This window comes from Kitasatospora sp. NPDC048296, assembly GCF_043201815.1.
Classification (GTDB): Bacteria; Actinomycetota; Actinomycetes; order Streptomycetales; family Streptomycetaceae; genus Kitasatospora.
This window is the reverse complement of record NZ_JBICZB010000080.1, coordinates 1-22,828: the sequence shown is the minus strand read 5'-3', so window position 1 is coordinate 22,828 and position 22,828 is coordinate 1. Positions and strand designations below refer to the sequence as shown.

The 22,828-nt window shown below is 72.9% G+C and carries 17 protein-coding genes and 1 pseudogene; 15 read left to right on the top strand and 3 right to left on the bottom strand.

Annotated features, from left to right (window positions below; all coding sequences use genetic code 11):
- Positions 1-49 precede the first annotated feature (49 nt).
- The 15 genes from ACGF12_RS32490 to ACGF12_RS32420 are packed head-to-tail and all read left to right on the top strand — an operon-like array spanning position 50 to position 18,622.
- Positions 50-2,248, top strand: a complete 2,199-nt coding sequence (locus ACGF12_RS32490) for a bi-domain-containing oxidoreductase (RefSeq protein WP_393038112.1) — start codon at positions 50-52, stop codon at positions 2,246-2,248.
- Positions 2,245-4,197: an alginate lyase family protein gene (locus ACGF12_RS32485; protein ID WP_393038109.1), complete on the top strand. Its 1,953-nt coding sequence runs from the start codon at positions 2,245-2,247 to the stop codon at positions 4,195-4,197. The genes ACGF12_RS32490 and ACGF12_RS32485 overlap by 4 nt, the downstream gene beginning before the upstream one ends.
- An 8-nt stretch (positions 4,198-4,205) precedes the next feature.
- A complete protein-coding gene (locus tag ACGF12_RS32480; RefSeq protein WP_393038106.1) occupies positions 4,206-5,720 on the top strand; it encodes a right-handed parallel beta-helix repeat-containing protein in 1,515 nt (504 codons plus the stop codon).
- Between the two features lies 1 nt (position 5,721).
- Entirely contained in the window at positions 5,722-6,966 is a 1,245-nt protein-coding gene (locus tag ACGF12_RS32475) for an O-antigen ligase domain-containing protein (protein WP_393038141.1), read from the top strand.
- A 2-nt stretch (positions 6,967-6,968) separates the two neighbouring features.
- Positions 6,969-8,243 (top strand): glycosyltransferase, encoded by a 1,275-nt coding sequence (locus ACGF12_RS32470; RefSeq protein ID WP_393038103.1) that lies wholly within the window; start codon positions 6,969-6,971, stop codon positions 8,241-8,243.
- A complete protein-coding gene (locus ACGF12_RS32465) occupies positions 8,240-9,475 on the top strand; it encodes a class I SAM-dependent methyltransferase (protein WP_393038100.1) in 1,236 nt (411 codons plus the stop codon). Before ACGF12_RS32470 ends, ACGF12_RS32465 begins: the two co-directional genes overlap by 4 nt.
- The gene (locus tag ACGF12_RS32460; protein ID WP_393038097.1) at positions 9,472-10,290 is read left to right on the top strand and encodes a glucose-1-phosphate cytidylyltransferase; all 819 of its coding nucleotides are present in this window, start codon (positions 9,472-9,474) and stop codon (positions 10,288-10,290) included. The genes ACGF12_RS32465 and ACGF12_RS32460 overlap by 4 nt, the downstream gene beginning before the upstream one ends.
- Positions 10,287-10,949 carry a PIG-L deacetylase family protein gene (locus ACGF12_RS32455; protein WP_393038095.1) on the top strand — a complete coding sequence of 221 codons (663 nt, stop codon included), beginning with the start codon at positions 10,287-10,289 and terminating at the stop codon, positions 10,947-10,949. The genes ACGF12_RS32460 and ACGF12_RS32455 overlap by 4 nt, the downstream gene beginning before the upstream one ends.
- A gap of 3 nt (positions 10,950-10,952) precedes the next feature.
- Positions 10,953-11,978: an NAD-dependent epimerase/dehydratase family protein gene (locus tag ACGF12_RS32450; protein WP_393038092.1), complete on the top strand. Its 1,026-nt coding sequence runs from the start codon at positions 10,953-10,955 to the stop codon at positions 11,976-11,978.
- Positions 11,966-13,249 carry a DUF4910 domain-containing protein gene (locus ACGF12_RS32445; protein ID WP_393038089.1) on the top strand — a complete coding sequence of 428 codons (1,284 nt, stop codon included), beginning with the start codon at positions 11,966-11,968 and terminating at the stop codon, positions 13,247-13,249. The genes ACGF12_RS32450 and ACGF12_RS32445 overlap by 13 nt, the downstream gene beginning before the upstream one ends.
- Before the next feature lie 5 nt (positions 13,250-13,254).
- A complete protein-coding gene (locus tag ACGF12_RS32440) occupies positions 13,255-14,574 on the top strand; it encodes a hypothetical protein (RefSeq protein WP_393038138.1) in 1,320 nt (439 codons plus the stop codon).
- Positions 14,571-15,518: a glycosyltransferase family 2 protein gene (locus ACGF12_RS32435; protein ID WP_393038086.1), complete on the top strand. Its 948-nt coding sequence runs from the start codon at positions 14,571-14,573 to the stop codon at positions 15,516-15,518. Before ACGF12_RS32440 ends, ACGF12_RS32435 begins: the two co-directional genes overlap by 4 nt.
- Positions 15,515-16,735 (top strand): polysaccharide pyruvyl transferase family protein, encoded by a 1,221-nt coding sequence (locus tag ACGF12_RS32430; RefSeq protein WP_393038084.1) that lies wholly within the window; start codon positions 15,515-15,517, stop codon positions 16,733-16,735. The genes ACGF12_RS32435 and ACGF12_RS32430 overlap by 4 nt, the downstream gene beginning before the upstream one ends.
- A complete protein-coding gene (locus ACGF12_RS32425) occupies positions 16,732-17,280 on the top strand; it encodes a dTDP-4-dehydrorhamnose 3,5-epimerase family protein (protein WP_393038081.1) in 549 nt (182 codons plus the stop codon). Before ACGF12_RS32430 ends, ACGF12_RS32425 begins: the two co-directional genes overlap by 4 nt.
- A 7-nt stretch (positions 17,281-17,287) precedes the next feature.
- Positions 17,288-18,622, top strand: coding sequence for a glutamate-1-semialdehyde 2,1-aminomutase (locus ACGF12_RS32420; protein WP_393038078.1), 1,335 nt, complete (start codon positions 17,288-17,290; stop codon positions 18,620-18,622).
- Positions 18,623-18,629: 7 nt separating this feature from the next.
- Here the strand turns inward: ACGF12_RS32420 and ACGF12_RS32415 are convergent, their stop codons facing one another.
- The 3 genes and pseudogenes from ACGF12_RS32415 to ACGF12_RS32405 form a co-directional block, all read right to left on the bottom strand.
- On the bottom strand, positions 18,630-19,325 hold the full coding sequence (locus tag ACGF12_RS32415; RefSeq protein WP_393038075.1) for a phosphatase PAP2 family protein: 696 nt from the start codon (positions 19,323-19,325) through the stop codon (positions 18,630-18,632).
- Between the two features lie 288 nt (positions 19,326-19,613).
- Positions 19,614-22,391, bottom strand: a complete 2,778-nt coding sequence (locus tag ACGF12_RS32410) for a SpoIIE family protein phosphatase (protein ID WP_393038072.1) — start codon at positions 22,389-22,391, stop codon at positions 19,614-19,616.
- Between the two features lie 64 nt (positions 22,392-22,455).
- Positions 22,456-22,623: pseudogene (locus ACGF12_RS32405) on the bottom strand (SDR family NAD(P)-dependent oxidoreductase); the annotation flags it as partial.
- Positions 22,624-22,828 lie beyond the last annotated feature (205 nt).

Here is a 22,828-nt window from a genome sequence, read left to right as displayed (position 1 = left end):
CCTACATTCCGGCGCAGAAGCAACGGGCTCAGAAGCGAGGGGACTTCCGGTGAAACAGGTAGTGCAGAACTACAAGAGCGGCGAGCTGTCGGTGCTGGAGGTTCCGGTGCCGGGGTGCAAGCCGGGCGGGGTGCTGGTGCGCAGCGTCTACTCGCTGATCTCCACCGGCACCGAGATGATGAAGGTGTCCGAGGCCGGGATGTCGATGGTGGGCAAGGCCCGCTCGCGCCCGGACCAGGTGGCCAAGGTCATGCAGAGCGTGGCCACCAACGGGCTGCCCGCCACCTACCGCAAGGTGATGGGCAAGCTGGACTCCTACACGCCGCTGGGCTACTCACTGTGCGGGGTGGTCGAGCAGGTCGGCGCGGGGATCGACGACGTGAAGGTCGGCGACCTGGTGTCCTGCGCGGGCAACGAGCACGCGCTGCACGCCGAGTTGAACTGGGTGCCCAGGAACCTCTACACGCCGGTGCCGGACGGCCTCGCGCCGGACCACGCCTCCTTCGGCACCGTCGGCTCGATCGCCCTGCAGGGCGTGCGCCAGGGCGAGCCGCAGCTCGGCGAGGTGGCGCTGGTCATCGGCCTCGGGCTGATCGGCCAGCTGGTGGTGCAGCTGCTCACCGCCGCCGGGGTGCGCGTCGTCGGGGCCGACCCCGACCCCTCGCGCTGCGAACTGGCCGAGAGCCTGGGCGCGGCGGCCTGCGGCGACCCCGGCTCGGCGGCCGTGGAGAACGCCGTCATGGAGCTGACCGACGGTCACGGCGTGGACCAGGTGTACCTGGCCGCCGGCGGCGGCAGCAACCAGCCCGTGGAGCTGGCCGCCCACCTGGCCCGGGACCGGGGCCGGGTCGTCGACATCGGAAAGTGCCGCCTGGACCTGCCCTGGAACGCGTACTACGAGAAGGAGCTCGACGTCCGGTTCTCCCGCTCGTACGGCCCCGGGCGCTACGACCCGGAGTACGAGCTGGAGGGGCGCGACTACCCGATCGGGTACGTGCGCTGGACGGAGCGCCGCAACCTGGCCTGCTTCCTGGACCTGATGGCGCGCGGCCGGGTCGACGTCGGCCCGCTGATCTCCCACGTCGCGGACTTCGAGGACGCCGTGGAGACGTACCGGCGCCTGAAGGACGGGGAGTTGAAGGCCGTCACGGCGCTGTTCCGCTACCCCTCGCCCTCGGCCGAGGTGAAGCCGCGGGCCCCGAGGATCACCGTGCCCGAGGTGAAGCGCACCAGCGTCTCCGCCCCCGCCCGTACGGGCAACTCCCCGGTACGGCTGGCGTTCGTCGGCGCGGGCAACTACGCGACCTCGATGCTGCTGCCCCACCTCGTCCAGCGCCAGGGCGTCACGCTGTCCACGGTGGTCACCACCACCGCGCTCTCGGCGGCCAACGCCCAGCGCAAGTTCGGCTTCGCCCAGGCGACCACCGACCTGGACGCCGTCCTCGGCGACAGGTCCATCGACGCGGTGTTCGTGGTCACCCGCCACAGCTCCCACGCCGACCTGACCCGCAAGGCGCTGCTCGCGGGCAAGACCGTCTTCGTCGAGAAGCCGCTCGCCCTGACCGAGGAGGAACTCGCCTCCGTACTCGCCACGGTGGAGGAGTCCGGCAACGACCGCCTCCAGGTGGGCTTCAACCGCCGCTTCGCGCCGCTGCTGCGCGAGGCCAGGGCCCACCTCGGCGCCCGTACCGGCCCGGCGAGCCTGCGCTACCTGGTCAACGCGGGCCGGCTGCAGCACGGCAGCTGGTACCTCCAGCAGGGCACCGAGGGCTCGCGGTTCGAGGGCGAGGGCGGGCACTTCATCGACACGGCGAGCTGGCTGCTGGGCGCCGACCCGGTCTCGGTGTACGCCGTCGCCCCCTCCGGCAACGAGGACCTCCAGGTCGTGCTGCGCTACCCGGACGGCTCCACCGCCACCATCAGCTACGTCACCTCCGGCGCGCCCGGCTTCCCCAAGGAGACGCTGGACCTCCTCGCGGACGGCAAGGTACTCAAGCTGGACGACTTCGTCCGCGCCTCGGTGTATTTCGCGAGCACAGCCGGCCGCAAGCGGTGGGTCAGCTCCCGGCTGCCCCAGGCCCGGGACAAGGGCCAGTCCAACGAGCTGGCCTCGTTCATCAAGGCCGTGCGTACCGGCGGGCCGATGCCGGTGCCGCTGGAGTCGCTGGTCGCCACCACGGCGGCCACCCTGGCCGTGCAGGCGAGCCTGGCGGGCGGCGCACCCGTGACCCTGGCGAGGTCTCTGTGACCATGAGCCCGGGGTGGTACCTGCGGCGGCTGTCCGCGATGGGCCCCCAGGAGATCGCCGGCCGGGTCGGCGACACGCTGCGCCGCCGGCGCTGGCGCACCGCGCCCCCGCCGCCCTGCCCCCTGGTGCTGGACGCCCGGTTCACCGCCGTCCTGCCCGCCGCGGCGATCGGCGCGGTGCCGGCGGACGCCGCGAAACGCCTCGTCGCCGAGGCGGACCGGTTGATGGACGGGCACGCCGAGTTCTTCGGGGTGGAGCGCGACGACCTGGCCGCCCCGGACTGGTGGCTCGACCCGAAGACCGGGCGCCGGGCCACGGCCGGCTACGCCTTCGATGTGCCCTACCGGGACGAGGACACGGTCGGTGACATCAAGCAGATCTGGGAGCCCTCCCGGCACCAGTACCTGACGGTGCTCGCCGCCGCCTACGCGATCACCGGCAACGAGCGCTACGCCGAGCGGGTGGCCGCGCACCTGCGCTCCTGGTGGACGGTCAACCCGCCGCTGGAGGGCGTGCACTGGATCAGCGGCATCGAGCTGGGCATCCGGCTGCTGTCCTGGGTGTGGATCCGCCGGCTGCTCGACGGCTGGCCGGGCGCGGCCGCCCTGTTCGAGGGCAACCCGGTGGCGCTGGACCAGATCTGGCACCACCAGCGCTGGCTGGCCGCCTTCCCCAGCCGGGGGTCTTCGGCGAACAACCACGTCATCGCCGAGGCGGCCGGGCAGTTCGCCGCGGCCTGCGCGTTCGACTGGTTCCCCTCCTCCGAGCGCTGGCGCTCGGACGCGCTGCGCTCGCTGGAGCGGCACCTGCGCGCCAACACCTTCCTCTCCGGCCTCAACCGCGAGCTGGCCACCGAGTACCACGGGCTCGTCCTGGAGCTCGGCCTGGCCGCGGTCGCCGAGGCGGACGCCGCCGACGTGCCCGTCCCCGCGACCGTCCGGCTGGTACTGCTGCGGATGACCGACGCGCTCGCGGCCGTCGTGGACAACCGGCTGCGGCCGCCGCGCCAGGGGGACGCGGACGACGGGCACGGTCTGATCGTGGACGGCGCGGGCACCGACCACTGGGCCTCGCTGCTGGCCACCGGCGCCGCCGTGTTCGGTCGCCTTCCCTGGTGGCCGGAGGTGGCCGGCACCGATGTGCGCACCCCGCTGCTGGCCGCGCTCGTCCGGCCGTACGGAACAAGCGGGACGGTGACCCGCCCGGCGAGCCGGCCGGTCCACTTCCCCGACGCGGGGATGAGCATCCTGCGCGCCGGGGAGGAGATCTGGTGCCGCTGCGACGGCGGCCCGCACGGGTTCCTCTCCATCGCCGCGCACGGCCACGCGGACGCGCTGTCCGTGGAGGTCCGCCACGACGGGGTCGACGTGCTCGCGGACCCGGGGACGTTCTGCTACCACGGACAGCCCGAGTGGCGGCGGTACTTCCGCTCCACCCTGGGCCACAACACCCTGGAGCTGGACGGCGAGGACCAGTCCGTCTCCGGCGGCCCGTTCCTGTGGATCAAGCACGCCCGCACCCGCGTCCTGGTCGCGGACACCTCCGACCCGACCGTGGCCCGCTGGTGCGCCGAGCACGACGGCTACCGGCCCGCGGTGCACCGCCGCCGGGTGGAGCTGGCCGCCGCGAGCCGGGAGCTGCGAATCGTCGACGAGGTGCACGGCCCGGGCGGCGCCGTACGCCTGGCCTTCCACCTCGGCCCGGCGATCACCGCGGAGCTGACGGGGAACCGCGCCGTGCTGACCTGGACCCGCGACGGCGAGGACCGCTCCGCGGTACTCGACCTGCCCGGGCAGCTGACCTGGCAGGCGCACCGCGGCGAGAGCGAGCCGCCGCTGGGCTGGTACTCCGCCGGTTTCGGACGCAAGGAACCCGCCACCACGCTGGTCGGCACCGGCTTCGCGGACGACGCGCAGGGGTTCATCACCGTGCTCGGGTTCCGGGGCTAGGGGGGAGGGTGGGGATCAAGAGGCGGCACTGGGGGGCGCTGGCGTTGGTCCTGCTGCTGGCGACCGGCTGCACGAGCGGTTCGGACGCCCGGCCGGAGCCGACCGCCACGCCGTCCGGGGCCGTAGCCGCGGCCCGGGTGTGCGCCAACCCCGAGGCCGGGCCGGCGAACGCGCCGGCGGGCGCGGTGACGGTCGACCCGGCGGTGGTCGGTGACCTGGCCGCGAAGACCAGGAGCAGCCCCCCGAACACCACGTTCTGGCTCCGACCGGGGACGCACACGCTCGACTCGGACCGGTACGCCCAGGTCGTCCCCAAGGAGGGGGACAGCTACCTCGGCGCGCCGGGCGCGGTGCTCGACGGCCGGAAGACCAACGAGTACGCGTTCAGCGGTAGCGCCGCCGGCGTCACCATCCGCTACCTGACCGTGCAGGGTTTCGTCGCGCCGCAGAACGAGGGCGTGGTCAACCACGACTCGGCCGACGGATGGGTGATCGAGCACGCGACGATCCAGAACAACTCCGGCGCCGGGCTGATGGCCGGTGCCCGTCAACGGGTCCGCGCCAACTGCCTGCGCGGCAACGGCCAGTACGGCATCAACGCGTACAAGTCCGGTTCCCCCGTCAGCGATCTGCTGGTCGAGGGCAACGAGATCACGGCCAACGACACCGACCAGTGGGAGCAGCGGCAGCCGGGCTGCGGCTGCACCGGGGGCGTCAAGTTCTGGGCCGTCAACGGCGCCGACGTACGCGGCAACTGGGTGCACGACAACCGCGGACCCGGGTTGTGGGCGGACACCAACAACAACGACTTCCGCATCGAGGACAACGTACTGGAGGCCAACGACGGTGCCGCGCTGATCTACGAGACCAGTTACAACGCGGTCATCCGGAACAACACGATCCGGCGGAACGACTGGGTCGAGGGCCGCAATGCCGCCGACCACGGCGACAACTTCCCGTACGCGACCGTCTACCTGTCCGAGTCCGGCGGCGAACCACGGATCCCGGCCCGCACGGACAAGATCGAGATCTACCGGAACGTGCTGGAGGACAACTGGTCCGGGATCACCCTGTGGGAGAACGCCGACCGGTTCTGCAACAGCCCGGCCAACACCTCGTCGGGTGACTGCACCTTGCTGGTGAAGAAGACCGACAGCTGCGTCCAGCCGACGATCGCCACCCCGCCGCTCTACTCCGACTGCCGGTGGAAGACCCAGCGGGTGGACATCCACGACAACCGCTTCACGCTGGACCCGTCCGTCGTCGGGTGCACGGTCAAGTGCGGCCGCATGGCGCTCCTGGCCAACTACGGCACCTATCCGGACTGGTCGCCGTACAAGGGCGAACCGGTCGCCGAGGCGATCACCGGCAAGCAGCAGAACCGCTGGCACGACAACGCCTACCTCGGACCATGGAGCTTCGTCGCCCACGACCCCAGCCGGGCGCTCGACTTCGGGCAGTGGCGGGGCACGCCGTACCAGCAGGACGCGGGCAGCACCTTCCAGCCACAGGCCGGTGGTTGAGATGGCCCGGGACCTCACGCACACCGGCACCCCGAAGACCGTCGAGCTGGTCTGGGGGCTGCTGATCCTCAACACGCTCGGCTCCGCCGGGGCACGGACCATCATCCCGCTGCCCCGCTCCCTCATCCAGATGGCCACCATGGGCGCGCTGGTCTCCGCGTTCGCGCTGGCGCTCGTCCTCAATCTCCGGCTGCGCGTCCGGGCCAGCGCCTTCCTGTTCCTGCTCACCCTGATGCTGGTGCTGAGCGTGATCTCCAGCGCGAACCTGCAGTCCGGGTTCGGCGCGCTGTTCCGCTGCTTCCGGCTGGCGCTCTTCGTCGGCACGCTGTGGCTGCTCAGCCGCTGGTGGGACGGCAGCCAGACGTTCGTCCGGTACCACATCCGGATGTACTTCGCGGTGCTCGCGACGGTGGCCGCCGGCCTGGTCGTCTCACCGGGCGCGGCCATGCCCGACCTCTACGGCGGTCGGCTGGTCGGCGCGCTGTGGCCGCTCACCCCGCCGCAGATCGGACAGTACGCCGCGGTGATCATCGGACTCACCGTGCTGCTCCTCCTGGACCGCCGGACCACCGGGGTCAGTGCGGCGGCGGTCATCGTGCCGTCACTCGTCCTGCTCGCGTTGACCCACACCCGGACGGCCACGCTCGGCCTGATCATCGGCCTGGCGTTGGCGATCGGCTCGCTCATCCTGACCAGCGCCGCCGCCCGCCGGTTCTTCGCCTGGGCGGTGCTGTGCGCCACCGTGGCCGCGGTGGGCCTGAGTTCGCTGCTCCAGGCGTGGTTCCTGCGCGGACAGACCCAGGAGAACTTCTCCAACCTCACCGGTCGGGCCAAGGTCTGGGACGCCCTGCTGGCAGCGCCCCGGACGACCACGGAGCAGCTGTTCGGCATGGGCCTGGGCGACAAGTCGTTCGGCGGGCTGCCGATCGACAACAGCTGGCTGGCCGTCTACAACGAACAGGGTCTGGCCGGCGTCACCATCGTGGCGGTGGTCTTCGTCGTGCTGGGCGGCGTCGCCCTGCTGCGGCCGCCCTCGCCGGCGAGGGCCTGCGCGATCTTCCTGATCAGCTACTGCGCGATCGCCTCGTACACCGAGGCCGGGCTGGGCGACGCCTCCCCGTACCTGCTCCATCTGACCGTGGCCGCCTCGCTGCTGGCCGCACCTGCCGCGGCCGCGCCCCTCTCGGCCCCTGCAGTCCCTCGACGCCGCACACCGCATTGGGCCCAGAGATCGGAGGGAACCTGAGCATGCACGTCCTCGTGGTGCACAACCGCTACAACTCGGCGCAGCCGAGCGGGGAGAACAAGGTCGTCGACCAGGAGGTGGAGCTGCTGCGCGAGGCCGGCCACCGGGTCGAGGTGTTCGAGCGGCGCAGCGACGACATCGCCGCCCGGTCCCTGCTGGGCAAGGTCGCGGTGCCGCTGCTGGTGCCGTGGAACCCGGCGGTCCGCGCGGAGCTCGCCGCCCGGCTGCGCGCCGAGCGGCCGGACGTGGTGCACGTCCACAACGTCTTCCCGCTCCTGTCGCCCGCGGTGCTGGCCGCCTGCGCCGACGCCGACGTGCCCGCCGTCGCGACGCTGCACAACTACACCCAGGTCTGCCCGCCGGGCACGCTGCAACGGGACGGCCGGCCGTGCACCGAGTGCGTCGGGGGCTCGCCGCTGCCCGCCGTCCGGCACGGCTGCTACCGCGGCTCCCGGCTGGCGACGGTGCCGCTCGCGGTCAGCCTGGCGGTCAACCGGCGGCGGTGGTGGTCCGGTGTGGAGCGGTTCTTCTGCATCTCCGCGGCCCAGCGCGACATCCTGTCGCGGGCCGGCCTACCGGCCGAGCGGCTGGCGGTGAAGCACAACTTCGTGCCCGACCCCGGCACCCGCCGGACGGGCGCGGGCGAGCACCTGCTCTATCTCGGCCGGCTCGCGGAGGCCAAGGGCGTGCGGCTGCTCATGGCCGCGTGGGACGAGATCGCCGCGGACGGCGGTGTGGGCGTGCCGCTCGTGGTCGCCGGCGCGGGGCCGCTGGAGCGGGAGGTGACCGCCTGGGCGGCGGGCCGGGACGACGTGCGGTACGTCGGCCTGTACGACCAGGCCCAGTGCCGGCAGGCCGTCGCGCGGTCGGTCGCCGTGGTGGCCCCCTCGACGTGGCTGGAGGCGTTCGGCCTGGTGGTCGTGGAGGCGATGGCGGCCGGGGTCCCGGCCGTCGCCGCCGGTCACGGCGCCTTCGTCGAACTCGTCGAGGACGGGGTGACCGGGCTGCTGCACCAGCCGGGCGAGGCGGCCTCGCTCGCGTCCTGCATCCGCCGGATCACTGCCGCGCCGGAGCGCAACCGGGAGATGGGCCGGGCGGCCCGGCACCGTTACGAGCAGGGCTTCAGCCCGGCCGTCGGGCTGGAGCGCCTGGTGGAGGGGTACCGCACCGCGATCGCGGTGCGGTCCGGCGGCGCGAACGGCGCGCCGCCGGTAGGGAACGGAAACGCTGGCTCGCGGCGGGGCACCCGCGCGAGCAGGATTGGGGGCAGTCAATGACACGATGCCGACTCTGCGGCTCGGCGGCGATGGGCAGCGTCGTCGATCTGGGGGCGACCCCGCCGTGCGAGAGTTTTCTCGCCGCTGACCAACTGGACCGGCCGGAGCCGGCGTACCCGCTGCACCTGCGGGTCTGCACCGACTGCTGGCTCGCGCAGATCCCTCCGCTGATCACGCCGGAGGAGACGTTCACGCAGTACGCGTACTTCTCCTCCTACTCGACCTCCTGGGTGGAGCACGCCCGCACGTTCGTCACCGACGCCGTCCAGCGGCTGGACCTCGGCCCCGACGCCTTCGTGGTCGAGGTCGCGAGCAACGACGGGTACCTGCTCAGGCACGTGGTGGACCGGGGGATCCGCTGCCTGGGCATCGAACCGTCGGTGAACGTCGGCGCCGCGGCGCGGGAGGCGGGCGTGCCCACGCTCACGGCGTTCCTGGACCCGGACACCGGCTCGTCCGTCCGCGCCGAGCACGGCCCGGCGGACCTGGTCGTGGCCAACAACGTGTACGCGCACATCCCCGACGTGGTCGGGTTCACCCGGGGGCTGCGCGCCCTGGTGTCCGACGACGGCTGGGTCTCCGTCGAGGTGCAGCACCTGCTGACCCTGATCGAGGAGAACCAGTACGACACGATCTACCACGAGCACTTCCAGTACTACACGGTCGCGTCCGCGATCCGGGCGCTGGCGAGCGGCGGACTCACGCTCGTGGACGTCGAGCTGCTGCCCACCCACGGCGGCTCCATCCGGCTGTGGGCCCGGCCGACCGAGGCGGCCGGCGAGCCGAGCCGGCGGGTGGCCGACGTGCTGGACCGGGAGAAGGCCGCCGGGCTCCAGGAGCTGTCCGGGTACACGGAGTTCTCCGCCCGGGTGGCCAAGGTGCGCCGGGACCTCCTGCGGTTCCTCATCGACGCGGCCGAGCGCGGCGAGACGGTCGTCGGCTACGGCGCCCCGGGCAAGGGCAACACCCTGCTCAACCACTGCGGCATCCGGCCCGACCTGCTCCCGTACACGGTCGACCGGAACCCCTACAAGCACGGCCGGTTCACCCCGGGCACCCGCATCCCGATCCTGGCGCCCGAGCAGATCAGCACCGACAAGCCGGACTACGTCCTCGTCCTCCCGTGGAACCTGCGGGCCGAGCTGGTCGAGCAGTTGTCCTTCGTGCACGAGTGGGGCGGCCGACTGGTCTTCCCCATCCCGGAACTGAGCATTGTCGAGGTCAAGGCATGAAGGTCGTCCTGTTCTGCGGCGGTTACGGGCTGCGGATGCGCAGCGGATCCTCCGACGACGTGCCCAAGCCGATGGCGATGGTCGGCCCGCGGCCACTGATCTGGCACGTCATGCGCTACTACGCGTACTACGGGCACACGGAGTTCATCCTGTGCCTCGGGTACGGGGCCCGGCACATCAAGGACTTCTTCCTCAACTACGAGGAGACGACGTCCAACGACTTCATCCTGCGGGGCGGGCGGACCGAGCTGTTGTCCACCGACATATCCTCCTGGACGATCACGTTCGCGCAGACCGGCATCGAGTCGCCGATCGGCGAGCGGCTGCGCCGGGTGCGCCACCACCTCGACGGCGACGAGATGTTCCTCGCCAACTACGCCGACGTGCTCACCGACGCCCCGCTGCCGGAGATGATCGAGCGGTTCTCCCGGCGCGACGCCGGGGCGTCGATGATGGTGGTGCCGCCGCAATCCTCCTTCCACTGCGTGGAGTTGGGCGAGGACAACCTGGTGGGGGGCATCACCGCGGTGAGCGACATGCCGCTGTGGGAGAACGGCGGCTACTTCGTGCTCCGCCAGGAGGTGTTCGACCACATCCCGGAGAACGGGGACCTGGTCGCCGACGGATGTGCGGGGCTGGCCAAGCACGGCCGGCTGGTGGCCCACCAGCACCGCGGTTTCTGGAAGCCGACCGACACCGTGAAGGAACGGGCCGCGCTCGACGCCGCCTACGCCCGGGGCGACCGCCCGTGGGCCGTCTGGGAACGGGACGGCGCGGTGGCGAACGCGACCGGCGGCGGGGTGAGGAGCGCGTGATCCGGCTCGGAGCAGGCGGCCTGGACCGGATCGTCGCGGTGGGGGCGCACTGCGACGACATCGCCATCGGCGCCGGCGGCACCCTGCTGACGATGTGCCTCGCGCGGCCGGGTCTGCGCGTCGACGCGCTGGTGCTCTCCGGCGGCGGCAGCGAGCGGGAGCAGGAGGAGCAGGCCGCGCTCGCCGCCTTCTGCCCGGGCGCCGACCTGCGCCTGACCGTGCTCAAACTGCCGGACGGCCGGCTGCCCGCGCACTGGGACGAGGCCAAGGGCGCGGTCGAGGAACTGCGCGCGCAGACCGAGCCGGATCTGGTCCTCGCCCCGCGCACGGAGGACGCCCACCAGGACCACCGCGGCCTGGCGCAGCTGATGACCACCGCGTTCCGCGACCACCTCGTACTCGGCTACGAGATCGTCAAGTGGGACGCCGACCTCGGCCGTCCGACGGCCTACCAGCCGCTGACGGACGAGACCGCCGAACAGAAGGTGCGGCTGCTGCAGGAGCACTACGCCTCGCAGCGGCACCGGCCCTGGTACGACCGGGAGGCCTTCCTCGGGCTGGCGCGGATCCGCGGCATCGAATGCCACGCGCGCTACGCCGAGGCGTTCGCCGTCACCAAACTCACTCTCCATCTGGGCACTCTCACTCTGGGGGACTGAACCTTGCGCGTACTGCTGACCGGACACCAGGGCTACCTGGGCACCGTGATGGCCCCGCTCCTCGCGGCCGCCGGGCACGACGTCGTCGGCCTTGACGCGGGCCTGTTCGCGGACTGCGTCCTCGGCCCGACGCCCGCGGACCCGCCGGGGCACCGGGTGGACCTGCGCGACGTCACGGCCGGGCACGTGGCCGGGGTGGACGCCGTGATCCACCTGGCGGCGCTGTCCAACGACCCGCTGGGCTCGCTGGCGCCGGACCTCACCTACGACATCAACCACCACGCCTCCGTACGGCTGGCGAAGCTGGCCCGCGACGCCGGGGTGCGGCGCTTCCTGTACGCCTCCACCTGCTCGGTCTACGGCGCCGCCGGCGGCGACGACCTGGTGGGCGAGGACGCCCCGCTGCGCCCGGTGACGCCCTACGCGGAGTCCAAGGTGCGGGTGGAGGACGACCTGCACGAGCTGGCCGACGACGACTTCACCCCGGTGTACATGCGCAACGCCACCGCCTTCGGCTACTCGCCCCGGCTGCGCGCCGACATCGTGCTGAACAACCTGGTGGGCCACGCGCTGCTGTCCGGCGAGGTGCTGGTGCTCTCCGACGGCACCCCCTGGCGCCCGCTGGTGCACGCCGCCGACATCGCCCGGGCCTTCGAGGCCGCGCTGACCGCCCCGCGGGAGGCGGTGCACGACCGGGCCTTCAACATCGGCAGCGAGGTCAACAACGTCACGGTCGCCGAGATCGCCGCGCAGGTCGCCGAGGCGGTGGACGGCTCGCAGGTGCGGATCACCGGGGAGAACGGCGCCGATCCCCGCTCGTACCGGGTGGACTTCTCCCGGTTCCGCGGCGCGCTGCCCGGCTTCGACTGCGAGTGGACGGTGAAGCAGGGCGCGCTCGAACTCGCCGACGCCTACCGGAGGTTCGGGCTGACCCGGGAGGGCTTCGAACGCAGCTTCACCCGGCTGGCCGTGCTGCGCCGGGCGTCCGAGGCCGGCACCGTCGACGACACCCTGCGGTGGCGCCGGTGACCACGCCCGGCGAGGAGATGTACGCGCTGGTGGAGCGGCTGTACCCGCTGTGCCGGAGCATCACCGGCGACGGTGTGCGCGCCACCCTGGACATCATCGGCGAGTACGTCCCGCTGCAGGTGCACGAGGTGCCGACCGGGACGCAGGTGCTCGACTGGACGGTGCCGCAGGAGTGGAACATCCGGGACGCGTACATCGCCGACACCGCCGGCAACCGGGTCGTCGACTTCGCCGCGTCCTCCCTGCACGTGCTCGGCTACAGCGTGCCGGTGGCGGCGACCATGCCGCTGACCGAGCTGCGCGCCCACCTGCACACCCTGCCGGACCACCCGACCTGGGTGCCGTACCGCACCAGCTACTACACGCCGGACTGGGGGTTCTGCCTGGCCCAGGAGACCTTGGACGCCCTGCCGGACGGCGAGTACGAGGTGCGCATCGACTCCACGCTCGCCGACGGCCACCTCACCTACGCCGAGCACGTCGTCCCCGGGCAGGTCGCCGACGAGGTGATCGTCTCCTGCCACGTCTGCCACCCGTCGCTGGCCAACGACAACATGGCCGGCGTCGCGGTGGCCGTGTTCCTGGCACGGGAGCTGGCGCAGCGGTCGCCGTACTACACCTACCGGTTCGTCTTCGCGCCCGGCACCATCGGGGCGATCACCTGGCTGGCCCGCAACGCGGAGCGGGTGGAACGGGTCAAGCACGGGCTGGTGCTGGCCTGCGCCGGCGACCCGGGCCACCTGACGTACAAGCAGAGCAGGCGCGGCGACGCGGAGATCGACCGGGTGCTGCGACACGTCCTGGCCGCATCCGAACGCCCGCACCGCGTCACCGAGTTCACCCCGTACGGCTACGACGAGCGGCAGTACTGCTCGCCCGGGTTCGACCTCGGCGTCGGCTCGCTCAGCCGCACCCCGTACGCCGGGTACCCCGAGTACCACACCTCGGCGGACAACCTGGACTTCGTCAAGCCGGAGGCGATGGCGGACACCCTCGCCGTCTGCCGCGAGGCCTTCGCCGTGCTCGACCGCAACCGTAGCTATGTCAACCTCAGCCCTTACGGCGAGCCGCAGTTGGGCCGGCGCGGGCTCTACGACTCGCTCGGCGGGCGCAGCGACGCCAAGGAGGCGCAGATGGCCATGCTCTGGGTGCTCAGCATGTCCGACGGCGCGCACAGCCTGCTGGACGTCGCCGAGCGGTCCGGGCTGCCGTTCGACACGGTCGCCGTCGCGGCCGGCGCCCTCCGGGGCGCCGGGCTGATCAAGGCATGACGCCGATGACCACCGAGGGGGTGAAGACGGTTTCCCCGACGGACCCGCCCGCCCAGCGGTCCGCCAAGCGGGGCGTCCTCGGCCGGGTGTCCTGGGGGCTGGCCGACCAGGCGGTCACCAGCATGATCAACTTCGCGGTGGGCATCTACGTCGCCCGCGAGCTGGGGGTGCACGCGTTCGGCGTGTTCAGCCTGGCCTGGCTGACCTACGGCGTGGTGCTCAACGTCTCCCGCGGGCTGGCCACCGACCCGCTCATGGTGCGCTTCAGCGGCGTGCCGGAGGCCGCCTGGCGCGCGGCGGCGGCCCGGTCCTCGGGGGCCGCCCTCGCCGTCGGCACCACCCTCGGCGCGGTGTGCCTGCTGGTCGGGCTCGGCCTCGGCGGCGACGTGGGGCCGGCGTTCGCCTGCCTCGGCGTCGCCCTGCCGGCGCTGCTGCTCCAGGACTCCCGGCGGTTCGCGTTCTTCGCCGCCGGCACCGGGCACAAGGCGTTCGCCAACGACCTCGTGCAGGGCGTCGCGCTCGTCCCGGCCATGGTGGTGGCGGCCCGGGTGGGCACCGTGGCCGCCTTCCTGCTGGCCTGGGGCGCAGCCGCCGCAGCGGCGGCCGGGTACGGCTTCCTCCAGTCCGGCGTCCGACCCCGGGTGACCGAAGCCCGCGGGTGGCTGCGCGAGCAACGCGACCTCGGCTCCCGGTACCTGGTCGAGAACGTCAGCCTCAGCGGCGCCGGCCAGCTGCGCGCGTACGGGCTCGGCGCGATCGCCGGGGTCGGCGCGGTGGGCGCCGTCCGGGGCGCCGAACTCCTGCAGGGCCCGTTCCTGGCCCTGCTGATGGGGCTGTCCCTGGTCACCGTGGCGGAGGCGGCCCGGGTGCTGCGCCGGACGCCGCACCGGCTCGGCCGGTTCTGCTTCCTGCTGGGCGGCGGGCAGGCCGGCGCCGCGCTGCTGTGGGGCACCGCGCTGCTGCTGATGCCGGACCGGGTCGGCGAGTTCGTCCTCGGCGACGTCTGGCACACCGCCTCGCAGCTCATCCTGCCCGCCACGCTCGGCGTCGCCGGCGCCGGCCTCGGCAGCGGCGCGGCGGCCGGGCTGCGCGCGCTCGCCGCGGCCCGGCGCAGCCTGCGCTGCCAGCTGTTCGCCTCCGCCTGCTACCTCGGCGGCGGGCTCGGCGGGGCGGCCCTGGCCGGCACGGTCGGCTCCGCCTGGGGCGTCGCCTCCGCGACCGCCTGCGGCTCGGCCGTGTGGTGGCTGCAACTGCGAGCCGCCCTGCGCGAGCACCATCGCAATGTGAGTACCACCGCAGTCATCCCCGAAGTGAGGACGCAATGACCGCCGTTCCCCGGTTGAGCATCGGGCTGCCCGTCTACAACGGCGAGGAGTACCTCGCCGAGTCGCTCGACGCCCTGCTCGGCCAGACCTACGAGGACTTCGAGCTGGTCATCACCGACAACGCCTCGACCGACGCGACCCAGGACATCTGCCGCAAGTACGCCGCGCGGGACTCGCGCATCCGGTACCTGCGGCTGCCCCGGAACATCGGCGCCGCGCCGAACCACAACTACGTCTTCACCCAGTGCCGCGGCGAGCTGTTCAAGTGGGCCTCGCACGACGACCTGTACGCCCGGGACCTCCTGCTGCGCTGCGTGGAGGCGCTGGACGAACGGCCGGAGGTGATCCTCGCGCACTCCGGCCAGGCGGTCATCGACGAGAACGGCCGGGTGAAGGTCCCCTACGAGTACGGGCTCGCCACCGACTCGCCGTACGCGCCGGAACGCTTCCGCAGCCTGCTGTTCGAGCCCGGTGGCGACGACTTCTACGGGGTGATGCGGGCCGACGTGCTGCGCCGGGTGAAGCCGCACGACAGCTACCACCACGCGGACCGCACGTTCGTCGCCGAGATCACCCTGCACGGGCCCTTCCACCAGGTGCCGGAGCTGCTGTACTTCCGCCGCGACCACCCCACCCGCGCCGAACGGGCGAACCCCTCCAAGCGCTCCCGGTGCGTCAACCTGGACCCGCGCCGGGCGGGCCCGCTGCACCCGACGCCGCGTCTGCTCGCCGAGTACGTCTGGGGCTTCGCCTCGGCGGTCCGGCGGGCGCCGCTGTCCCTGGACGACCGGCGCGCGTGCCGCCGCCACCTGGTCTCGTGGATGACCAGCCGGGTGCGGCCGGGCGCCGGCGAGCGGGTCGAGGACCGCGCTCCGGTCGAGCCGGCCTCGCTCACGGTCTCCGTGGACGACCTGGTGGCCGGACGCGAGGGGAGGCGGGCATGACGTCCGGGGACCGAACCCCCGTGCGCGTCGGGGTGTTCGGCCTGCTCGGCTCCGGCAACCTCGGCAACGACGGGTCGCTGGAGGCCGTGCTCGGCTACCTGCGCGCCGACCACCCGGAGGCCGTCGTGGACGCGCTCTGCGGCGGGCCCGAGGTCGTCACCGCCCGGTACCGCATCCCGGCGACGCGGCTGCACTGGTACCGCGGGGAGTACCGCACCGCCTCGCGGGCGGGCGCGATCCTCGGCAAGGGGCTGGGCAAGCTCGTCGACGCCGTGCGCACCGCCGCCTGGGTGCGCCGGCACGACGTGGTGATCGTCCCGGGCATGGGTGTCCTGGAGGCCACCCTGCCGCTGCGGCCGTGGGGCTTCCCGTACGCGCTGTTCCTGCTGTGCGCCTCCGGCCGGCTGTTCGGCACCAAGGTGGCGCTGGTGGGCGTCGGCGCCGCCCCGATCCGCGACCGGGCCACCCGGGCCCTGGTGCGCCGGTCGGCACGGCTGGCCGCCTACCGCTCGTACCGGGACGCCCTGTCCCGCGACGCGATGCGGGACATGGGCGTGGACGTCGCGCGGGACGAGGTCTACCCGGACCTCGCCTTCTCCCTGCCGACGCCGCCCGCTTCGGTTCCCTCGGACGGGCGGGTCTGCGTCGGCGTCATGGACTTCCACGGCGGCAACGACGACCGCGCCCGGGCCGAGGAGATCCACCGGCGCTACCTCGACGGGACGACCCGCTTCGTCCGCGCGCTGGTCGAGGACGGCCGGCCGGTGCGGCTGCTCACCGGTGACGAGGTCGACGCGACGGTGGTCGCCGCGATCATCGAGGCGGTGGACTCCCCGCTGGTAACCGCCTCCCAGGCGGCCTCGCTGGCCGAGCTGATGGAGGAGACGGCAGCCGCCGACACCGTGGTGGCGACCAGGTACCACAACCTGGTCTGCGCGCTGAAGGTCGGCACCCCGACGCTCGCCCTGAGCTACGCGGCGAAGAGCGACGCCCTGATGGCCCAGATGGGGCTGGACACGTACTGCCACCCGGCGCGCGAGGTCGACGCCGACCAGCTGATCGAACAGTTCCGGGAGCTGGAGAAGCGGTCGGCGGAGCTGCGGCAGACCCTCGCCGAGCGCAACCTGGCGGCCGGTCGGCGCCTCGATCACCAGTTCATCGCCCTGACCGCGGCCGTCTTCCCGGCCGCCGACCACGCCCCACGGGAGACCTCATGAAGGTGACCGAAGTCCCGGCGATCGCCGGCGCCTACCTGTTCGAACCAACGCCGTACGCCGACGAACGCGGCTTCTTCTGCCGCACCTTCGACGCCGAGGTGCTCCGCTCGGTGGGCATCGACCCCAACGCCTTCGTCCAGCACAGCGTCTCCCGCTCCGTCCGGGGCGTGCTGCGCGGAATGCACCTGCGCTCCGGCGCCGGCGAGGCCAAACTGGTGCGCTGCTCGTACGGGGAGGTCTTCGACGTCGTCGTGGACCTGCGCCCGGACTCGCCGACCTACCGCAACGCGGCCTTCTTCGAGTTGTCCGGCGAGACGCAGGTCAGCGTGTACATCCCGGCGGGGTGCGCGCACGGCTTCCAGGCGGTGACCGACGCCGATGTCTCGTACCGGATCGACCGCCCGCACGACCCGGCCGAGGACGTGACGATCGCCTTCGACGACCCGGAGCTCGCCATACCCTGGCCGCTGCCGGCCCTGTCGATGTCCAAGCGGGACCGGGAGGCGCCGAGCCTCGCCGAGGTCCTGCGGCAGAAGGAGAGCTGAGGCCCGCGTGGACACCGAATCCACCGAAGAGTTCGCCCTGCCCCGGTCGCGGGCGGCCAACGAGAAACTGCACGCCGTGATCCCCGGGGGTGCGCACACCTACGCCAAGGGCGACGACCAGTACCCCGAGGACCTGGCCCCGGTCATCAGCCACGGCCGAGGTGCCCACGTGTGGGACGTCGACGGCAACCGCTACGTCGAGTACGGCTCCGGCCTGCGGTCGGTCAGCCTCGGCCACGCCCACCCCCGCGTGCTGGAGGCGGTGCGGCGGGAGCTCGACCGCGGCAGCAACTTCGCCCGGCCGTCCATCCTCGAACTCGAAGCCGCGGAACGCTTCCTGGCCACGGTGCCGACCGCCGAGATGGTGAAGTTCGCGAAGAACGGCTCCGACGTCACCACCGCCGCGGTGCGACTCGCCCGCGCCGTCACCGGGCGCCTCCGGGTGGCCGTCTGCGGCGACCACCCGTTCTTCTCCGTCGACGACTGGTTCATCGGCACCACGCCGATGGACGCCGGCATCCCGGCGGCGATCACCGACCTCACCGTGGCCTTCCCCTACGGGGACCTGGCCGCCACGGAGGAACTGCTCACCCGGTACCGGGACGAGGTCGCCTGCCTGATCCTCGAACCCGCCGGCCACACCGAGCCGCCGCCCGGGTACCTCGCCGGTCTGCGCGAGCTGGCCGACCGGCACGGCTGCGTACTGATCTTCGATGAGATGATCACCGGCTTCCGCTGGTCCGAGGCGGGCGCCCAGGGCCTGTACGGCGTCGTCCCCGACCTTTCCACGTTCGGCAAGGCGCTGGGCAACGGGTTCGCCGTCTCCGCGCTGGCCGGGCGCCGCGACCTGATGGAGCGGGGCGGGCTGCGTCACTCCGGCGACCGGGTGTTCCTGCTGTCCACCACGCACGGTGCGGAGACGCACTCGCTGGCCGCCGCGATGGCCGTGCAGACCACCTACGTCGAGGAGGGCATCACCGCCCGGCTGCACGCCCTCGGCGAGCGGTTGGCCGCCGGTGTCCGCGAGGCCGCCGCCTGCATGGGCGTCGGCGACCACCTCGTCGTCCGGGGCCGGGCCAGCAACCTGGTCTTCGCCACCCTCGGCGAGAACCGGCAGCCGTCGCAGCAGTACCGCACCCTGTTCCTACGTCAGCTCCTCGCGGGCGGAGTGCTGGCCCCGTCGTTCGTGGTGAGCAGCGCGCTCGACGACGCCGACATCGACCGCACCGTCGACGTGGTGGCCCAGGCGTGTGCCGTCTACCGGAAGGCACTGGACGCCGCCGACCCCACTCCCTGGCTGGGCGGGCGGCCGGTGAAGCCCGTGTTCCGCCGGTTGGCGTGACGCGACGTCAGCGACGTCCCCGCCGACCGGCGTCGGCCATCCGGTCGACCAGCCGGTCGGCGATCCGGTCGACCAGCCACGCGGTCGCCGGTATCACCGCCAGCGCGGTGCACCAGCCGCCGAGGACGTCGGTCGGGTAGTGCGCGCCCAGCGCGACCTGCGCCCAGCCCATGGCGGCGCCGGCGACCAGCGCCACGGCGAGTACGAGCAAGGCGGCGGCCGTCCCGCCGAGGCCGAGCCCGCCCCGGCCTCGGCGGCGAGCCGCGAGCATCGCCACCGTGAGGGCGAGCGCGGTGAGGAAGGCGGTGTGCCCGCTCGGGTAGGACAGGTTCCCGCCGTGGATGGTGCGTCCCACCAGGTGCTTCAGCAACGTGGCCGTCCCCACGGCCGTGCCGACGCCGGCGACGACGAACACCGCCGCGCGAGGACGCCGAAGCAGCAGGCAACCCGCCACGGCGGCCACGACCAGGGGCACGGCTCCCACCGGCTCCCCCAAGGAGTCCATGGCCAGGGCGACGGACCGCCACGGCGGCCCCACACCGTCCACCGCCGCCCCGATCCGCGCGTCCACCCGGCCGGGCTCGCCCTCGCCGGCATACCGGATCCCGAGCCCGGCGACCACCGACGCGGCGAAGGCCGCGACCAGCCCGAGCCACCCGCGCAGCGACGGGGGCAGCACCGCGGGTGCCGGCCGGCCGGTCACACGCCCACCACGTCCGGTCGACCCGCGGGCTCCGGCCAGGCGATCCAATGCGAGCCCCCCATCGCGTCCCCCCACCCTCCAGCGACCACAACGGCCCCACGGACGCCCGCTCCCGGTTGTCGACCCGACCGGCAATCCGGTCGCGGCAAACCGCTGACGGACAGTCACCGGGATTGAACGGCGCCCTGCTTCACCACACCCCCGGAGCCGGACCCATGGTACTGGCGTACGGCGACATCCGAGCAGTGCCGACACCACGCGAACACCCGGGCGAGAACCCCGCGGTGGTCACAGCAGCATCGCCTCGAACTGGAACTCCGGTGCGGTCAGCGGCTGCTCCGACCAGATGACCTTGCCGCGTGCCGTGTACCTGGTCCCCCACCGCTCGGCCAGCTGGGCCACCAGGAACAGGCCCCGGCCGCCCTCGTCCATGGTGGCGGCGTAGCGCAGGTGTGGGGCGGTGCTGCTGGCATCGGAGATCTCGCAGACCAGGCTGGTGTCGCGCAGCATGCGCACGTGGATCGGCTGGGCACCGTAGCGGAGGGCGTTGGTGATCAGCTCGCTGAGGATCAGCTCGGTGGTGAAGGTCAGTTCCTCCAGTCCCCAGGCGGTCAGCTGGTCGGTGCATGCGTTGCGGATGCGGGAGACGGCGGCGAAGTCGTCGGGCACGTCCCAGGTGGCCACCTGGTCGGGCGCGAGCAGTCGCGTGCGGGCGACGAGGAGGGCGATGTCGTCGCTCGGACGCGACGGGACCAGCGCGTCGAACACGGCCCGGCACATCTCCTCCGGGGGCCTGTCCGCGTGGGCGTCGGCCAGGGAACGGTGCAGCGCGGCGAGTCCGTTCTCCAGGTCGCGCTCGCGGCCGGTGACGAGTCCGTCGGTGTAGAGGACCAGTGCGGTGCCGGGTTCCAGCTGGAGTTCGGTGCTCTCGAAGGGCAGGCCGCCCACGCCGAGCGGCGGGCCGGCGGGCAGGTCGACGAACTCCACGCTGCCGTCGCTGCGGACCAGGGCGGGCGGCGGGTGGCCCGCCCGCGCCATGGCGCAGTGCCCGGAGACCGGGTCGTAGATCACGTACAGGCAGGTGGCGCCCGCGATCGCCAGCTCGCCCTCACCCTCGATGTCACCCTCTCCCTCCCCTGCCTCGCCCTGATCGAGTCGGGCGATCAGTTCGTCGAGGCGGCCGAGCAGCTCGTCCGGGGGCAGGTCGAGGGCGGCGAAGTTGAGGACGGCGGTGCGCAGTCGACCCATGGTGGCGGCGGCGTGCAGGCCGTGGCCGACGACGTCGCCGACGACCAGGGCCACACGGAAGCCGGGCAGCGGGACGACGTCGAACCAGTCCCCGCCGACACCCCGCTGCGCCGGCAGGTAGCGGTAGGCCACCGCCAGGGCGTTCTGCTCGGGCAGCCCGCGGGGCAGCAGGCTGCGCTGCAGTGCCTCGGCCATCCGGTGTTCGCGGGTGTAGCGGCGGGCGTTGTCGAGGCACATCGCCGCGCGGGCGACCAGTTCCTCGGCGAAGGAGACGTCCTCCTCCCCGAACGGTGCGGATTCCCCCGCGCGCCAGAAGGTGACCGTGCCCAGGGTCAGGCCGCGTGCCTTGAGCGGCGTGGAGACCAGCGAGTGCACCCCGTACGCGAGGATCCGCTCGGCGGTCTGCGGGTCGCGTGCCCACCAGGCGTGTGCCTGGCGCAGGTCCGCCACCAGCGAGGCGCGCCCGCTCCCCAGGGCGATGGCCTCCGGTGTGCCGGGCAGCGGGCTGATCTGCGAGCCCACCGGGTAGAACGGCCGGTCCTCGCGGATGCCGCCGGCGGCCACCCGGCGGATCCGCGGGCCCCCCGCGACGCCTGTGCCCGGGAGCGGCTCGTCACCACGCAGCACCGCCTCGGCCAGCTCGACCGTGACGAAGTCCGCGAAGCGGGGAACCGCCACATCCGCCAGTTCCTGGGCGGTCCGCACGATGTCCAGGGTGGTGCCGACCCGCAGCCCGGCGTCGTAGAGCAGCTTCAGCCGGGCCCGCGCCGTCTCGGCCTGCCCGGCCAGCGCCCGCAGCTCGGTGGTGTCCCGGATCGTCGCGACGCTGCCGGGCCCACCGCCGAACGGCGCCGTGGGGCGGCTGCTGACGGCGAGCAGCCGGTCCTCGGCCAGGTACACCTCGTCGGTGGCGGCCCGCCCCGACACCAGCAGCTCGGCCAGCCCCGGATCGAGCCCCAGCTCGGTGACCGGCCGCCCCTCCACCTCCGGCGTCAGCTCCAGCAGCCGCCGGGCCTCGTCGTTCGCCAGCAGCGCCCGCCCGTCCCCGCCGACGATCAGCACGCCCTCGCGCACCGCGTGCAGCACCGCGTCGTGATGCTCGTACATCCGCGTCATCTCGGCCGGGCCCAGGCCGTGCGTCTGGCGGCGAAGCCTGCGCCGCACCAGCACCGCCCCGCCCGCCCCCACGGCGAACGCGGCCACCGCACCGCCGAACAGCACCGGCAACTGCCCGCTCACCGCACTGCCCACGTGCGCGACGGTGTAGCCGACCTGGACCAGGCCGGCGACCGAACCGTCCGGCCTGGTGACCGGCGCGCTGCTCTCCACGACCCGTCCGATGGGCGCGGTGAAGCTGATGGTGATCGGCCCCTTGAGGGCCGGCTGGTACGGGCCGATGAGACGCTGCCCGATCAGCTCGGGCTGGGCGGTCTGGGCGTAGCGGATCCCCTCGGGGCTGGCGATCACAACGTAGTCGAAGCCGCCCTTCTTCGTGATATCCAGGGCCAGCGGCTGCAGCACCGCGGTCGGGTCGGCGCTGCCCAGAGCGTCCACCACCGTGGGGACCTGCGCCAAGGTGACGGCCGCGGCGCGCGTGCGGTGCACGGCATCACTGGTGGCGTAGTTGCGGGCCTGCAGGATGAGCGTCGTCAGGGCCGCGCCGACCAGCAGCACCACCACAATCAGCAGCCACAGGAACACCTGCCCGGCGACACTGCGCACCCGCAGCCGCGAGCGCAGCCGATCCCTGGCGGACCGGTGCTCCCCCGGTCCGCCGGGTCCCGTGCCCCCGGTGACGTGGCTGTCCACTGTGTGCATGCAGGCCGTCCCCGCGCTTCCGGCCCCCCACCTCCACGCTGCCACCCGGCCCGGAGATGCGCATACCCGAAGCCGCGCGGATCTCCCGCACGGCCTGCTCTCCACGGGCGGCATCGCGGCCGGAGACGACCACGTGCGCGCCCCGCTCGGCCAGAACCTGCGCGACCGCTCGGCCGATGCCACTGGTCGCACCGGTGACCAGGGCGGTCGAACCGTTCAGCGACGGAGCCATGAGAGCTCCTCGAAAGCCGGTTGGAATCACCTTTACTGGAGTTGCCCCGGTCTGACAGACACCGGTGGGCTTGCGAGCTACGCGACTGCGTAGAGCACTCTATGTGGTGTCTTCGCGGTGTGACGACGTTCGAACTCGGCCGGGCTGAGCTGGCCGTTCGCCGAATGGCGGCGCCGGGGGTTATAGAAGCCCTCGATGTAGGCGA

Bases quoted from the DNA above. Each gene is read 5' to 3' on its own strand.
- ACGF12_RS32475 (WP_393038141.1), top strand. From the start codon at position 5,722: ATGGCCCGGGACCTCACGCACACCGGCACCCCGAAGACCGTCGAGCTG.
- ACGF12_RS32470 (WP_393038103.1), top strand. From the start codon at position 6,969: ATGCACGTCCTCGTGGTGCACAACCGCTACAACTCGGCGCAGCCGAGC.
- ACGF12_RS32465 (WP_393038100.1), top strand. From the start codon at position 8,240: ATGACACGATGCCGACTCTGCGGCTCGGCGGCGATGGGCAGCGTCGTC.
- ACGF12_RS32460 (WP_393038097.1), top strand. From the start codon at position 9,472: ATGAAGGTCGTCCTGTTCTGCGGCGGTTACGGGCTGCGGATGCGCAGC.
- ACGF12_RS32440 (WP_393038138.1), top strand. From the start codon at position 13,255: ATGACCACCGAGGGGGTGAAGACGGTTTCCCCGACGGACCCGCCCGCC.
- ACGF12_RS32435 (WP_393038086.1), top strand. From the start codon at position 14,571: ATGACCGCCGTTCCCCGGTTGAGCATCGGGCTGCCCGTCTACAACGGC.
- ACGF12_RS32430 (WP_393038084.1), top strand. From the start codon at position 15,515: ATGACGTCCGGGGACCGAACCCCCGTGCGCGTCGGGGTGTTCGGCCTG.
- ACGF12_RS32425 (WP_393038081.1), top strand. From the start codon at position 16,732: ATGAAGGTGACCGAAGTCCCGGCGATCGCCGGCGCCTACCTGTTCGAA.
- ACGF12_RS32410 (WP_393038072.1), bottom strand. From the start codon at position 22,391: ATGCACACAGTGGACAGCCACGTCACCGGGGGCACGGGACCCGGCGGA.